Annotated in this window: 16 protein-coding genes; 12 read left to right on the top strand and 4 right to left on the bottom strand. The window is 62.5% G+C overall.

What is annotated here, in order from left to right:
• Positions 1-84: 84 nt before the first annotated feature.
• The 8 genes from NKI66_RS09200 to recJ all read left to right on the top strand — a co-directional run bounded on the left by NKI66_RS09200 (position 85) and on the right by recJ (position 7,286).
• Positions 85-477 carry a hypothetical protein gene (locus NKI66_RS09200; RefSeq protein WP_023810472.1) on the top strand — a complete coding sequence of 131 codons (393 nt, stop codon included), beginning with the start codon at positions 85-87 and terminating at the stop codon, positions 475-477.
• A gap of 44 nt (positions 478-521) precedes the next feature.
• Positions 522-1,739, top strand: a complete 1,218-nt coding sequence (locus NKI66_RS09195) for an LL-diaminopimelate aminotransferase (RefSeq protein WP_023810473.1) — start codon at positions 522-524, stop codon at positions 1,737-1,739.
• Positions 1,740-1,786: 47 nt separating this feature from the next.
• Positions 1,787-3,100 carry a homoserine dehydrogenase gene (locus tag NKI66_RS09190; protein ID WP_023810474.1) on the top strand — a complete coding sequence of 438 codons (1,314 nt, stop codon included), beginning with the start codon at positions 1,787-1,789 and terminating at the stop codon, positions 3,098-3,100.
• 132 nt (positions 3,101-3,232) lie between these two features.
• The gene (locus NKI66_RS09185; RefSeq protein ID WP_023810475.1) at positions 3,233-3,589 is read left to right on the top strand and encodes a hypothetical protein; all 357 of its coding nucleotides are present in this window, start codon (positions 3,233-3,235) and stop codon (positions 3,587-3,589) included.
• 71 nt (positions 3,590-3,660) lie between these two features.
• On the top strand, positions 3,661-3,828 hold the full coding sequence (locus NKI66_RS09180; RefSeq protein WP_023810476.1) for a Thivi_2564 family membrane protein: 168 nt from the start codon (positions 3,661-3,663) through the stop codon (positions 3,826-3,828).
• Between the two features lie 202 nt (positions 3,829-4,030).
• Complete coding sequence (gene glpX / locus NKI66_RS09175) at positions 4,031-5,014, top strand: class II fructose-bisphosphatase (protein ID WP_023810477.1); 984 nt, start codon at positions 4,031-4,033, stop codon at positions 5,012-5,014.
• A gap of 73 nt (positions 5,015-5,087) precedes the next feature.
• Positions 5,088-5,321: a DUF6434 domain-containing protein gene (locus tag NKI66_RS09170; RefSeq protein WP_023810478.1), complete on the top strand. Its 234-nt coding sequence runs from the start codon at positions 5,088-5,090 to the stop codon at positions 5,319-5,321.
• 180 nt (positions 5,322-5,501) lie between these two features.
• The gene (gene recJ / locus NKI66_RS09165; protein WP_023810479.1) at positions 5,502-7,286 is read left to right on the top strand and encodes a single-stranded-DNA-specific exonuclease RecJ; all 1,785 of its coding nucleotides are present in this window, start codon (positions 5,502-5,504) and stop codon (positions 7,284-7,286) included.
• Between the two features lie 7 nt (positions 7,287-7,293).
• On the opposite strand, the gene NKI66_RS09160 is transcribed toward recJ, so the two are convergent.
• From NKI66_RS09160 to folE, 3 genes are all read right to left on the bottom strand, one after another.
• A complete protein-coding gene (locus tag NKI66_RS09160; protein ID WP_196815316.1) occupies positions 7,294-8,268 on the bottom strand; it encodes a patatin family protein in 975 nt (324 codons plus the stop codon).
• Positions 8,269-8,349: 81 nt separating this feature from the next.
• Positions 8,350-8,811: a phosphoribosyl-AMP cyclohydrolase gene (gene hisI, locus NKI66_RS09155; protein ID WP_023810481.1), complete on the bottom strand. Its 462-nt coding sequence runs from the start codon at positions 8,809-8,811 to the stop codon at positions 8,350-8,352.
• A gap of 90 nt (positions 8,812-8,901) precedes the next feature.
• Positions 8,902-9,537, bottom strand: a complete 636-nt coding sequence (gene folE / locus NKI66_RS09150) for a GTP cyclohydrolase I FolE (protein WP_023810482.1) — start codon at positions 9,535-9,537, stop codon at positions 8,902-8,904.
• Between the two features lie 239 nt (positions 9,538-9,776).
• Between folE and NKI66_RS09145 the strand changes: the two genes are divergently transcribed.
• On the top strand, positions 9,777-10,214 hold the full coding sequence (locus NKI66_RS09145) for an iron-sulfur cluster assembly scaffold protein (protein ID WP_023810483.1): 438 nt from the start codon (positions 9,777-9,779) through the stop codon (positions 10,212-10,214).
• A gap of 18 nt (positions 10,215-10,232) precedes the next feature.
• On the opposite strand, the gene NKI66_RS09140 is transcribed toward NKI66_RS09145, so the two are convergent.
• The gene (locus NKI66_RS09140) at positions 10,233-11,138 is read right to left on the bottom strand and encodes a LysR substrate-binding domain-containing protein (protein WP_023810484.1); all 906 of its coding nucleotides are present in this window, start codon (positions 11,136-11,138) and stop codon (positions 10,233-10,235) included.
• Between the two features lie 91 nt (positions 11,139-11,229).
• Between NKI66_RS09140 and NKI66_RS09135 the strand changes: the two genes are divergently transcribed.
• The 3 genes from NKI66_RS09135 (at position 11,230) to blaOXA (ending at position 12,812) form a co-directional block, all read left to right on the top strand.
• Entirely contained in the window at positions 11,230-11,388 is a 159-nt protein-coding gene (locus tag NKI66_RS09135) for a hypothetical protein (protein WP_081734812.1), read from the top strand.
• Positions 11,389-11,462: 74 nt separating this feature from the next.
• Positions 11,463-11,837: a membrane protein insertion efficiency factor YidD gene (gene yidD / locus NKI66_RS09130; protein WP_023810485.1), complete on the top strand. Its 375-nt coding sequence runs from the start codon at positions 11,463-11,465 to the stop codon at positions 11,835-11,837.
• Positions 11,838-11,984: 147 nt separating this feature from the next.
• Positions 11,985-12,812, top strand: coding sequence for a class D beta-lactamase (gene blaOXA / locus NKI66_RS09125; protein ID WP_023810486.1), 828 nt, complete (start codon positions 11,985-11,987; stop codon positions 12,810-12,812).
• The last annotated feature ends 158 nt before the right edge of the window (positions 12,813-12,970 follow it).

Raw genomic sequence — 12,970 nt, 5'->3', positions numbered from 1 at the left:
CCTCCCGAGGCCTTTTCTTGACATATTAACATGGGACATCCGACCGGGCCAATCTCGCTCTACCTCGGCTGCCAGGGAAACAATATGACGATTAATATTGGCGAGACTGTTTTTTTCGGTGCCGGACGTTTTTGCCGCATCGGCGTGGCGATCGTCCTCATCGGGATTGCCGGGTGCTCGAGCACCAACACGAATGGCCCGACGCCTGTCGCTGCGGGTGCGGGGCCGAAGGATACCGGCACCTTTCCGAACCTGAACATCAAGCCGCAAGTGGCGGCGTCGCAGTTCACCGAAGCCGAGAAGAACGCCAAGCTCGCGCAATTGAAGGCGGATGAGAATGCGCAGGCGGCAAAGGGCGGCGGCCCGAAGGTCGCCAACCAGGCGGCGCTGACGGATCTGGCCAAGAAGCATGGCGACGAAACGCTGAGGCAGATCGAAGCCAAATGCGACCCCACCCTCGACCCTACCTGCAAATAAGTATATAGCGCGCGCCCAACACCCCTTCGCTGTCTGGAACTGCCATGGAAGAATTTCACAAGGTTCGCCGGCTTCCGCCTTACGTGTTCGAGCAGGTCAACCGGCTGAAGGCCAGCGCCCGATCGCGTGGCGCCGACATCATCGACCTCGGCATGGGCAATCCGGACCTGCCGACGCCCAAGGCTATCGTCGACAAATTGTGCGAGGTCGTGCGCGACCCGCGCACGCATCGCTATTCCTCGTCGCGTGGCATTCCGGGCCTGCGTCGCGCCCAGGCCGCCTACTATGGCAGGCGCTTCGGCGTGAAGCTCAACCCCGACACGCAAGTGGTGGCCACGCTTGGCTCCAAGGAAGGCTTCGCCAACATGGCGCAGGCGATCACGGCGCCCGGCGACGTGATCCTGTGCCCGAACCCGACCTATCCGATCCATGCCTTCGGCTTCATCATGTCGGGTGGCGTCATCCGCTCGCTGCAGGTGGAGCCGGACGACGGCTTCATCCCGGCGCTCGAGCGCGGGGTCAAACATTCGATCCCGAAGCCGCTGGCGCTGATCCTCAACTATCCGTCGAACCCGACGGCGCTGGTCGCCTCGCTCGATTTCTACAAGGATGTGGTCGCCTTCGCCAAGAAGAACGACATCATCATCCTGTCCGACCTTGCCTATTCGGAGATCTATTTCGACGGCAATCCGCCGCCTTCGGTGCTGCAGGTGCCTGGCGCGATCGACGTTTGCGTCGAATTCACCTCCATGTCGAAGACCTTCTCCATGCCCGGTTGGCGGATGGGCTTTGCCGTCGGCAACGAGCGGCTGATCTCGGCGCTGACGCGGGTGAAATCCTACCTCGATTACGGCGCCTTCACGCCGATCCAGGTGGCGGCGGCACACGCGCTCAACGGCGACGGCGCCGACATCGCCGAGGTGCGCGATATCTATCACAAGCGCCGCGACGTGATGGTCGATGCCTTCGGCCGCGCTGGCTGGACCATTCCGGCACCGGCGGCATCGATGTTCGCCTGGGCGCCAATCCCGGAGCCGTTCCGACATCTCGGCTCGCTCGAATTCTCCAAGCTGCTCATCGAACATGCCGACGTGGCCGTGGCGCCGGGTGTTGGCTTCGGCGAGCATGGCGACGAATTCGTGCGCGTCGCTCTGGTCGAGAACGAGCACAGGATCCGGCAGGCGGCGCGCAACATCAAGCGCTTCTTGTCGACCAGCGCCAAGCAGCCCAACAATGTCGTGCCGCTCTCCGCTCATCGGTAAGCTTGCCGCAGACGATTTCGATCGAATTTTGAGGGACGTCGCCGGATATGGCTGAAGCATTGCGTGTTGGAATTGCCGGCCTCGGCACCGTTGGCGCGTCGGTGGCGCGCGTGCTGCGCGACAAGGCGGTGGAACTGACCCGCCAGTGCGGCCGCGACGTCATCGTCACCGCCATCTCGGCGCGTGACCCGAAGCGCGATCGCGGCGTCGATCTCAGCTCGGCAGAGTGGTTCGACGATCCGGTCAAGATGGCGCAGACCGCCGAAATCGACGTGTTCGTCGAACTGATCGGCGGCGACGAGGGTCCGTCGCGCTCATCGGTGAAAGCGGCACTCGAAGCCGGCCGTCATGTCGTCACTGCCAACAAGGCGCTGCTGGCCAAGCATGGCGTTGCGCTGGCCGAAATCGCCGAGAAGAAGGGCGTGCTGCTCAACTACGAGGCGGCAGTGGCGGGCGGCATTCCCGTCATCAAGACCATGCGCGAGGCGATGGCCGGCAATTCGGTCACCCGCGTGTTCGGCATCCTCAACGGCACCTGCAACTACATCCTGACGCGCATGGAGGCCGAGGGCATCTCGTTTGATGCTTGCCTGAAGGACGCGCAGCGGCTGGGCTATGCCGAAGCCGATCCGACCTTCGACATCGAGGGCCACGACACCGCGCACAAGCTGTCGATCCTGACCAGCCTTGCCTTTGGCACCAGGATCGCCGCCAATGACATCTACATGGAGGGCATCTCCAACATCACCCAGGCCGACATCCGCGCGGCCGCCGATCTTGGCTACCGGATCAAGTTGCTGGGTGTCGCCCAGCGCACCGAGAGCGGCATCGAGCAGCGCGTGCATCCGACGATGGTGCCGACCGCATCGGTCATCGCGCAGGTGCATGGCGTCACCAATGCGGTGGCGATCGAGACCGACATTCTGGGCGAACTGCTGCTATCAGGCCCCGGTGCCGGCGGCAACGCCACCGCCTCGGCCGTCATCGGCGACATCGCCGACATCGCCAAGAGCCGGCCAGGATTCCAGCATGGTCCGGTCTTCGGACGGCCGGCGAAGGAGCTGAAACCCTACAAGAAGGCGCAGATGCGCAGCCATGCCGGCGGCTACTTCATCCGGCTGACCGTGCATGACCGCATCGGTGTGTTCGCGGCAATAGCCAAGCGCATGGCCGACAGCGATATTTCGCTGGAATCGATCGTCCAGCACGCGGTCAACGGCGAAGCGGCGGCACAAAAAACGGTGATCCTCGTCACCCACGAGACGACCGAGGCCGCTGTGCGCAAGGCCGTCGACGGCATCACCAAGGATGGCCATCTGACCGACAAGCCGCAGGTCATCCGCATCGAGCGGGCAGGGTAGCTTTTGCCCGATAGGCCCTGCGGGACAGGAATCCCGCAGGCATTGAGGTCCGGTCTGGTGGGGACAGCCGCCACACGGGAACGAATTGGTGTCGTCGCCGTTCTCTTGGTCAGCAACCAGAGGAACCGCTTCATGGCCGATGCCAACAAGTCCGACACCCCTAATATCGACGACATCCAGAAGACGCTGGAAAAGCAGATTGCCGATTTGCGCAAGGAGATCACCAAGATCAACAAGAGCATTTCGGCGCGGGGCGCGGAAATGCTCGATGACGCCAGCGAACAGGCGTCCGAGTTGTACGACACGGCCGCGAGCCGCGCTTCGCGTACGGCGCAACAACTGCGCAGCCAGGCTCAGTCCGTCTCGGAAGTAGCGCGCGAAAACCCCGGTACGACGACTGCCCTGGTCGGCGTGATCGGTTTGCTCGGCTTTATGGCCGGTTTCGCCATAGGTCAGTCGACGAACGATACGTCGCGCCGCTGGTATTGACCACGGCGCGATAGGGCCGGGTTTGCCGGCTCGTTTCCTTGTTTCAGCACATCATTTTTAAGGAGGGCACTGTGGCTTCATCCGCCTTGATTAGCATCCTGATCACATTCCTCGTCATCATCCTCGTTCTCTATCTTGTTCAGCGCCTGCCGCTCGACGGCCGGATGAGGCAGATCGTGCAGGTTATCGTCCTCATAATCGGCATCATTTCGCTGCTCAAATATCTTGCGGTTTTCTAGCGCCAAAGAGGTCTAACTTTCGCTTTTCAAGGCCGGCCCGGTTCATTGCGGCCGGCTGGCCTTGTTTCAAAAATGCGGTTTAATCGATTGATATTGCTGACTATTCGATAAAATCTTCCGCAGGTCTTGCCGTTGTCATGCTCGTTTGACAAAACAGGCCCGCCTCCGGCGGGGGCCGCATTGCCAACGAGGAAATCACCAGATGAATGTGGCCCAGAACATCGTCGCCGGCCTTGACCGGATACTCACCATGGAACTGGTGCGCGTCACCGAACGAGCCGCCGTCGCGGCCGCCAGGCTGCGCGGGCGCGGCGACGAAAAGGCGGCCGACCAGGTAGCCGTGGATGCCATGCGCCAGGAGCTCAACCGGCTTTCCATCAAGGGCACGGTGGTGATCGGCGAAGGCGAACGGGATGAGGCGCCGATGCTCTACATCGGCGAGGAAGTCGGCACTGGCAAAGGTCCGGCCGTCGATATCGCGCTCGATCCGCTCGAAGGCACGACGATTTGCGCCAAGAACCTGCCCAATGCACTCGCGGTCATCGCGATCGCCGAAAAGGGCAGCCTGCTGTTCGCGCCGGACGTCTACATGGACAAGATCGCCATCGGTCCGGGCTATGCGGACGGCGTCATCGACATCGACGCCTCGGCGGCTGAGAACATCGCCAGCCTCGCTCGGGCCAAGGGCGTCGCTGTATCGGAAATCACCACCTGCATTCTCGACCGGCCGCGCCATGCCAAGCTGATCGATGCCGTGCGCGCCACGGGGGCCGCGATCCGGCTGATCGGCGATGGCGATGTCGCCGGCGTCATCCACACCACGGACCCGGAAGAAACCGGCATCGATATTTATCTGGGCACTGGCGGAGCACCCGAGGGCGTGCTGGCCGCTGCCGCGCTGCGCTGCACCGGCGGCCAGATGCAGGGCAGACTGATCCTCGACACGGCGGAAAAGGTTGCTCGCGCGGCAAAGATGGGTATTTCCAATCCGAAACGGGTCTATCGGACGGAGGACATGGCGCGCGGCGATGTGTTGTTCGCGGCCACCGGTGTCACCGACGGCAACATGCTGGCTGGCGTCAAGTTCGGCCACAATTACATCACCACCCACACGATCGTGCTGCGCTCGTCGTCGCGGACGGTGCGCGAGATCAAGGCCCGCCATCAGGATCTGGATAAGTTCTGACGCTCGCTTGCGAAGCCGCCTTGCAATTGTTAGCCATTCGGGCGCATCCGATGATGGCTGCAGGGATTTGACGATGAAACCGTTCGACTGGCATGCGGATCCGATTTCGCGTGCCACCGCCATCACAAAGTCCTATCGCAACACCCAGAATGTGCGTCGCTTTCTCATCCGGGAATGCGGCAACGCATTCATGTTCGACCGGCCTTTCATGGCCTGGCTCAAGGACGGTGTGGAAAAGACGATGGGCGATGCGGCCGACGAATGGCTTAGGCGACAGGCTGAAAAGCGGAAAGCGCAGTTTTCTTGACCTATTCCGGGACGGCGCACACCCGTGAATCGCATGGCTTTGCCCGCCTTTGGCCTATAGAGCGTCGCGTGAACGTGACGCGCTTGAAATTGTTGCCAATGCGGGTCGTGGCCTCAAAACCGCTGCGCACTTATGGGCGGCATGCATTGTCGTGCGGCCAACGATGAGTTGGCAAAGCGTATGACCGGCGAAAAACGCCTCTTCCTCGATGTCAGGCAGTCGGTATCAGGGGTTTCCTGGGAACATCGGCTGACAGAACGCCAGGACATGATTGCGCTCGCCATCGCGCAAGGCCATGGCGTGCCCGACATCGTCGCGCGGGTGCTTGCCGGCCGTGGTGTCACCGCCGAACAAACCGAGCGGTTTCTCGACCCGACGATCCGCGATCTTCTGCCGGATCCGGCATCGCTGACCGACATGGACAGGGCGGCGGCCCGCATCGCCGCCGCAGTGATGGCCAGGGAAAAGGTGGCGATCTTCGGCGACTATGATGTCGACGGCGCCGCCTCGTCGGCGTTGCTGAAGCGGTTCCTCACGCATTTCTCGGTGCCGTCGGAAATCTACATCCCGGACCGTATTTTCGAGGGCTATGGCCCCAACCCCGACGCCATGCGCGAACTTGTTTCGCGTGGTGCGACACTGATCGTCACTGTCGATTGCGGCACCAACAGCGCCGTTTCCATCGATGCCGCCAACGAGGCCGGGGCCGACGTCGTGGTGCTCGACCACCACCAGGTCGGCGGTGCCTTGCCGGCGGCAATCGCTGTCGTCAATCCCAATCGCGACGACGACCTTTCCGGGCAGGGCCATCTCTGTGCCGCCGGCGTGGTCTTCCTCGCCCTTGTGCAGACGGCCAGGATCCTGCGTAGCCGCATGCCCGATGCTACGCCGCCAGACCTGCTTTCGCTGCTCGATATCGTGGCATTGGCCACTGTTTGTGACGTGGTGCCACTGACCGGCGTCAACCGTGCCTTCGTGGTCAAGGGGCTGCAGATGGCGCGCCAGCAGAAGAATGAAGGGCTGGCGGCACTGGCACGGGTGTCGCGCATCGGCGAGCCGATCAGCACTTTCCATCTGGCCTATCTGATCGGTCCGCGCATCAATGCCGGCGGACGCATCGGCGATGCCGCACTTGGCAGCCGGTTGCTTGCGACCGACGACCCGGTGGAGGCGCGCACCATTGCCGAGACGCTCGACCGGCTCAACCAGGAACGGCAGTTGATGGAGCAGGAGATGCTCGCGGCGGCGCGCGCCGAGGCCGATGCAGAGCTTGCCGGCGGCAATGGCCCGGCTATCGTCGTCACCGCCAGCAACAGCTGGCATCCGGGTATTGTCGGCCTGCTCGCTTCGCGATTGAAGGACCACGCCCGCCGGCCGGCCTTCGCCATCGCCTTCAACACTGTGGGCATCGGCACCGGTTCGGGCCGCTCGGTCTCGGGTTTCGACCTCGGCCGGCTGGTGCGCGAGGCGGCCGTTGCGGGGCTGATCGTCAAGGGCGGCGGCCATGGCATGGCGGCGGGCATCACCGTCGAGCGGGCGAAGCTTGGTGAGCTCAGGGCGTTTTTCGAAGAGCGGGCGGCAGCCGACGTGTTCCGCCTGCAGGGCGAGGAAAGCCTGGCCATAGACGGTGCGCTTGCCGCTGAAGGCGCGACGCTCAGCCTGCTCGATGCGCTGGAGAAGGCCGGACCCTTCGGTGCCGGGCACGCTGCCCCCGTTTTCGCGCTGCCGCGCCACCGACTAGCCGATGCGCGGCCGGTCGGCACCAACCACATCCGCGTGGAGCTGCAATCGGAAAGCGGCGGCCGCATCCAGGCGATCGCCTTTCGCGCCGTCGATACCGCGCTTGGCGAATTTCTGTTCAAGAACCGGGGCAAGACGATCCACGTCGCCGGTTCGCTGTCGGGAAATTACTGGAACGGCAACCGCACCGTGCAGTTTCGCATCACCGATGCGGCGCGTGCGTAGGTTTTGATCAGGCGAGAACGGTCTGCAGCCGGGTCAACTCGCCGATCTGGGCCATCGTCGCCTGATAGCCGATGTTGATCGCCTCGTCGGCGCGGTGGAACTCGGTCAGGCCGATATGGCTGAGCTTCGGCTGCAGCGACATATCGGGCGGGTCGCCGGCAAGCCTGGCACGCGAAATGCGGTCCTGGATGATGTTGAAGGCCTCGACCATGACGCCGGTAATGCCGAGCCGCGTCTGATGCGACTGGTGCTCGGCGTCGACCTTGCCGGGCCTTGGTGCGTCCTTTTCGATGACCAGTTCGCCGGCGCTGTGTTTTATCACCGCGGCACGGCCGAACAGATCATAGTGAAGGTTGACCGCCACGACGAGCGGCTGCTCGTAGGCGCGGCAGACCGAAACCGGTACGGGGTTGACCAGCGCGCCGTCGACCAGCACGCGGCCATTGCAATTCACCGGCTCGAACACGCCGGGAAGCGCATAGGAGGCGCGCATGGCGGTGATCAATGAGCCGCTCGACAGCCAGATTTCGTGGCCGGTGCGGATTTCGGAGGTGACCGCCACGAACGGCTTGGCAAGGTCCTCGAAACGAATGCCGGCCATGTGCTCGCGCAGCCTTGCATCGAGCTTCATGCCGCCGAACAGGCCGCTGCCGCGCAAATTGAGATCGAGCAGGCCGAAGATGCGGCGCTTGGTCAGGCTGCGGGCGAATTCTTCCAGTTCGTCCAGTTTGCCGGCGAGATAGCAGCCGCCGACCAGCGCGCCGATCGAGGTGCCGGCGATCATCGATACTTCGATGCCGGCTTCGTCGAGCGCGCGCAGCACGCCTATATGCGCCCAGCCGCGGGCGCACCCGCCACCTAAGGCGAGCGAAATGCCTGTTTTCTTCTGGGAGTTCGTTTCGGACGCGCCGCCTGACGAGGACAGGCCGTTGGCCTCCCTGACATCTGGTCTGTTACGCAATGACGCCCACTCGAGCATCATGATCTCCCTTGTCCCACGGCTACTATACGAGCGGGCCGTATCGAAATGATGAATCCGTGTGGTCGGTGTCAGGCAGAAGGTTCAAGCTAGTGGTTTCCGATACGTTTTTTCCGCATCGAACAGCGGCTTGCTGCCGTCGTCGGCAAGCGTCCCCTTGCCATCGATCAGCCCCACCGTCCGATAAAAGCATGAACGCCGGCCAGTGTGACAGGTTGCGTCGTGGCCCAATACTTTGACGCGCAACCATATGGCATCCTGGTCACAATCCGTGAGCATCTCGACGACATGCTGAAAATTGCCTGATGTTTCGCCCTTTTTCCAAAGTTCGTCGCGCGAGCGCGACCAGTAGTGGGCTATGCCGGTCTCCAGTGTCAGTGCCAGTGCTTGCGCATTCATATGCGCAACCATCAACAGCATGCCGTCCGCGGCGTCTGTCACGATGACCGTGACCAGCCCGGCTGCATCGAAGCGCGGCGAAAACACCGCGCCTTCCTCAAGCGCTTTCTTGTCCGACGGAGCTTTTGGAAATTCCAGTGCCGACATCGCCGGTCCATTTTCCTCTTTGACCATGATCTTGTCCGAAAACCGGTCTCCACTTTTCGGGATCATGGTCTGATGGCCGGCGAGGGCCGATCAGACCCCGCCGCCGCGCACCATGGTGACGAAACGGACCTGCTCTTCGGGCGTGTCCTTGAAAACGCCGGTGAAGGTCGAGGTCAGCGTGGTTGAACCCTGCTTGCGGATGCCGCGCATGGCCATGCACATGTGCTCGGCCTCGATCATGACGGCGACGCCGCGCGGATTGAGCACGTCCTGGATGACGCCGGCGATCTGCGCCGTCAGCGCCTCCTGGGTCTGCAGGCGGTGGGCGAAGATATCGACGACGCGGGCGATCTTGGACAGGCCGACAACCTTGCCGTCCGGAAGATAGCCGACATGCGCCTTGCCGATGATCGGCACCATATGGTGCTCGCAATGTGAATGGAATGTTATGTCCTTGACGATGACCAGATCATCGTAGCCGGCGACCTCCTCGAAGGTGCGGCCGAGCTCGTCGGCCGGGCACATGTCGTAGCCACCGAACATTTCGCGGTAGGCCTTTGCCACCCGCTTCGGCGTGTCGACCAGCCCCTCGCGGTCCGGATTGTCGCCGGTCCAGCGCAAAAGCGTGCGCACGGCGGCTTCGACTTCGGCTTCGCTCGGCCGGTCGGTGACCGGCTTTTCCATATAGGCTGACTGTGGCATGAGCTTCTTGATGACGGCATCCATAAAGGCGTCTCCCGTAGTCCCTCTCGGCGGAGGAACGAGTTGAACGGACCACGACCTTTCGGTGTCGGAAACTCGCCCCGTTTCCAGCCCCGTAAGCGGCGTGAACTTCCCGGCAAGGACATTGGCTTTCGTCTTCTTGTCGATACCGGACTGCCACCATTATATAAGGTCATAGCGAGCGAAAGGAAGACACGACAGCGGCAATCGCTGTTCGCTTGGCGGCGACGGATTGGAAAATAATGATAAACGAGGTCTACAACGCGAAAATTCTCGGTTTTGCCGGGAACATTGGCCGCATCGGCCGGCTCGATCATCCTGACGCAACCGCCAAGGCGCACTCCAAGCTATGCGGTTCCACGGTCACCGTCGACCTCAAGATGCAGGACGGCGTGGTCACGGACTTTGCCCATGATGTGAAGGCCTGCGCGCTCGGCCAGGCGTCGTCATCGATCATGGCGCAACATGTCGTCGGCGCGAGCGCCGAGGAATTGCGCGCGGTGCGCGACACCATGCTGAAGATGCTCAAGGAAGATGGCGCCCCGCCGGACGGTCGCTTCGCGGACCTCAGATATCTGGAGCCGGTGCGCGATTACAAGGCCCGTCATGCCTCGACCATGCTGACTTTCGACGCCGTGGTCGACGCCATCGGCCAGATCGAGAAGCGCGCCGAAGCCTGAGGGCCGGCAACCGACCGTTTACAATGCACGTCTGCTTTCGGCAAATTCGCCGCGTACCCAGTCCGCGAACGCGGCGGCCGGCTCCGACAGATCGCGCAAGCTTCTGGCCACCAGCCAATAGGCGCCGGATGCGACGTCGATGTCGAACGGTTTGACCAGCGCGCCGGACGCGACTTCTCCGCCGATCTGCAAGAGATCGCCCAGTGCAACGCCATGTCCGAGCAAGGCGGCCTGCTTTGAAAGCGACGCATCCGCCAGCATCGGCCCGCGCGCCGGCACGGCGTCGGCGGGCACGCCGGCCGCTTCGAACCAGCGCGCCCAGCCCTGGCGGTTCTCCTCGTGCAAAAGCGTGTAGCGACCAAGATCGATCGGCTTCTCGAGGGCGGGGCCCGAGGCAAGCAGCGCCGGCGACAGAACAGGTGAGTCGACTGTCGAAGCAAGTTGCTCGGCTTCGCTGCGCGGCCACGCGGTGGCATGTGCGCTGAAGCGCAAGGCAAGCTCCGGCTGATCGCTGCGGAACTCGATCAGCCTTGGATCGACCTCGAGCGAGATGTCGATGTCAGGCCGCAATTGGCGAAACCGGTTGAGCCGTGGCACCAGCCACACGGATGCAAGCGACGGCTCGACACTGACACGGACCACGGACTGCGCCGGTGTCGCCACCAGTTCTCCAAGCAAGGTGTCGATAGCGTCGAAACTTCTGACAAGCTGATCCAGCAGACGCCGTCCGGTGTCGGTCAGTTCGACACGGCGATGGTGACGTTCGAACAAGGGTTGGCGCAGGAAGATTTCGAGTTCCCGGATCTGCCGGCTGATCGCCGCCTGTGAGACGAAAAGCTCCTCGGCGGCCCGGCTGAAGCTCAGATGCCGGCCCGCCGCCTCGAAGCTCCTCAATGCCGTCAGCGGCAGGCGCCCACGCTTCATTTCGCATAACCCAGGATTATCCGAAGTGGAAATTATACTCGTTTGAAGGCGAAGGCCAGCGGCCGTCTAATCGCATCAAAGGAGACCGACCATGATCCAGTTGCTGAGCATCTTTGGCGATGTCATGCGGATCGCAACGTTTCAATGGCGTGACAGAAGACAGCATGAAAAGCGTTACGAAGAGCCGACCAGTCGTGGCCGGTGGGTGGCTTCGGCTGACTGGCAGCCGTTTCGTCGTTTCCGTCCGTGACGGTGGGCGCGGGGATTGCGTTCTCTAGTAGAAGCCCACATCTATCGCGTGGGAAACGCGAAACGGAGACTGTGGTGCGCGACCAGCATGGGCATGCGCATATCGCCCGGCCGCCGAAACGCGGCCGTAACTGGCCCGGTCCATGGCGCAAGACGCCGGGCCGTCTCCTCGGCACGTCGCTCGTGCGCCTCTACCAGCTGACATTGTCGGGCTTTGTCGGCAATTCCTGCCGGCATCTGCCGACCTGTTCGGAATATGCCCATGAGGCGATCGCCCGCCATGGCCTGTGGGCGGGCGGTTGGATGGGATTTTTCCGGATGCTGCGCTGCGGGCCATTCGGCACGCATGGCATAGACCTCGTGCCGGAGGTGCTGGAGGATCGTTATGTCTGGTTCACGCCATGGCGGTACTGGCGGATCGGCAGCAAGCGCGGCGAAGCGCAGGGGTGATCGCGTCAGTCAGGTCCCGCCGGCTCTGCCCGTTTACGATCCGGTAGGGTTAACAACAGCCTGCACAAAGACTGCGCATTTGAGACAAAATCGAGACAAGAGACCTCGCTAAGCCGCTCGCGAACCCCCTTCTGGAGCGAGCAGAAAATGCGCAATTTCGACCGTCTTCCCTTCATCTTTGCCGGGATACTGTTCCTGCTCGCCTGGCTGCTGGGATTTCCGCTGCGCGCGCAATCGGCGCCGCTGGGGGACGTGCAGTGCACGGTGATCGCCGATGCGGCGAGCGGCAAGGCGCTCTACGAGGACGGGGTGTGCGACGAGCGGTTCAGCCCGGCTTCGACGTTCAAGGTGCCGTTGTCGCTGATCGGCTATGACAGCGGGATCCTGAGCGACGAGCACACGCCGAGCTGGGATTACAAGCCTGAATTCAACGCGGTGAAGCGGGATCAGAAGACCGTCGATCCGGTGGTCTGGGAGCGGGATTCGATCCTGTGGTTTTCCCGGGAAATCACCCGCCGGCTTGGGTCTGGGAGTTTTGCCGGTTATGTCTCGAAATTCGACTACGGCAACGCCGATGTTTCCGGCAATCCCGGCAAGAATGATGGTTTGACCAAGTCCTGGGTGAATTCCTCGCTCAAGATCACGCCGGTCGAGCAGGTCGAATTCCTGCGCAAGCTGCTGGCCCGCAAGCTGCCTGTCTCGGCCAGGGCTTACGACATGACATCAGCCATCATCCCGACCTTCCAGGCCGGAGGCTGGACGGTGCAAGGCAAGACCGGAAGCACCAGGCTGCGCAACGACGTCGACAAGGTTCAGGACAAGCGTTCGCTCGGCTGGTTCGTCGGCTGGGCGCAAAAGGATGGCCGCCAGATCGTCTTTGCGCGGCTTGTCGTCGACACCAACCGCACCGACATGCCCAAGGGCCTCAAGACCCGCGCCGCGTTCCTGAAGGACCTGCCGCTCCTCATCAAATGAACGCTGACATTTGAGCCGGGCTTTACGGAGGCGGAATCTGTCCATAAAAGACAGCCGCTGCCGGACGCATCCGGCTTTTCCCTATGCATATCGTAACCCAAAACCGCCATACACTTTTGGGCGACATGCATTTCAACCACCCGCGCTCGTTTGCGGGA

The organism is Mesorhizobium sp. M0518, from assembly GCF_040321125.1.
Lineage (GTDB): Bacteria > Pseudomonadota > Alphaproteobacteria > Rhizobiales > Rhizobiaceae > Mesorhizobium.
The sequence above is the reverse complement of the archived record's forward strand: the minus strand, read 5'-3'. Positions and strand labels throughout refer to the sequence as shown.

What these genes read in the sequence shown, in the direction of transcription:
- folE (WP_023810482.1), bottom strand. Translation starts at nt 9,537, where the DNA reads ATGGATGCCGTCATCAAGAAGCTCATGCCACAGTCAGCCTATATGGAA.
- NKI66_RS09140 (WP_023810484.1), bottom strand. Translation starts at nt 11,138, where the DNA reads ATGAAGCGTGGGCGCCTGCCGCTGACGGCATTGAGGAGCTTCGAGGCG.
- NKI66_RS09145 (WP_023810483.1), top strand. Translation starts at nt 9,777, where the DNA reads ATGATAAACGAGGTCTACAACGCGAAAATTCTCGGTTTTGCCGGGAAC.
- NKI66_RS09200 (WP_023810472.1), top strand. Translation starts at nt 85, where the DNA reads ATGACGATTAATATTGGCGAGACTGTTTTTTTCGGTGCCGGACGTTTT.
- NKI66_RS09135 (WP_081734812.1), top strand. Translation starts at nt 11,230, where the DNA reads ATGATCCAGTTGCTGAGCATCTTTGGCGATGTCATGCGGATCGCAACG.
- NKI66_RS09185 (WP_023810475.1), top strand. Translation starts at nt 3,233, where the DNA reads ATGGCCGATGCCAACAAGTCCGACACCCCTAATATCGACGACATCCAG.
- blaOXA (WP_023810486.1), top strand. Translation starts at nt 11,985, where the DNA reads ATGCGCAATTTCGACCGTCTTCCCTTCATCTTTGCCGGGATACTGTTC.
- recJ (WP_023810479.1), top strand. Translation starts at nt 5,502, where the DNA reads ATGACCGGCGAAAAACGCCTCTTCCTCGATGTCAGGCAGTCGGTATCA.
- NKI66_RS09160 (WP_196815316.1), bottom strand. Translation starts at nt 8,268, where the DNA reads ATGATGCTCGAGTGGGCGTCATTGCGTAACAGACCAGATGTCAGGGAG.
- NKI66_RS09190 (WP_023810474.1), top strand. Translation starts at nt 1,787, where the DNA reads ATGGCTGAAGCATTGCGTGTTGGAATTGCCGGCCTCGGCACCGTTGGC.
- hisI (WP_023810481.1), bottom strand. Translation starts at nt 8,811, where the DNA reads ATGTCGGCACTGGAATTTCCAAAAGCTCCGTCGGACAAGAAAGCGCTT.
- glpX (WP_023810477.1), top strand. Translation starts at nt 4,031, where the DNA reads ATGAATGTGGCCCAGAACATCGTCGCCGGCCTTGACCGGATACTCACC.
- NKI66_RS09195 (WP_023810473.1), top strand. Translation starts at nt 522, where the DNA reads ATGGAAGAATTTCACAAGGTTCGCCGGCTTCCGCCTTACGTGTTCGAG.
- NKI66_RS09170 (WP_023810478.1), top strand. Translation starts at nt 5,088, where the DNA reads ATGAAACCGTTCGACTGGCATGCGGATCCGATTTCGCGTGCCACCGCC.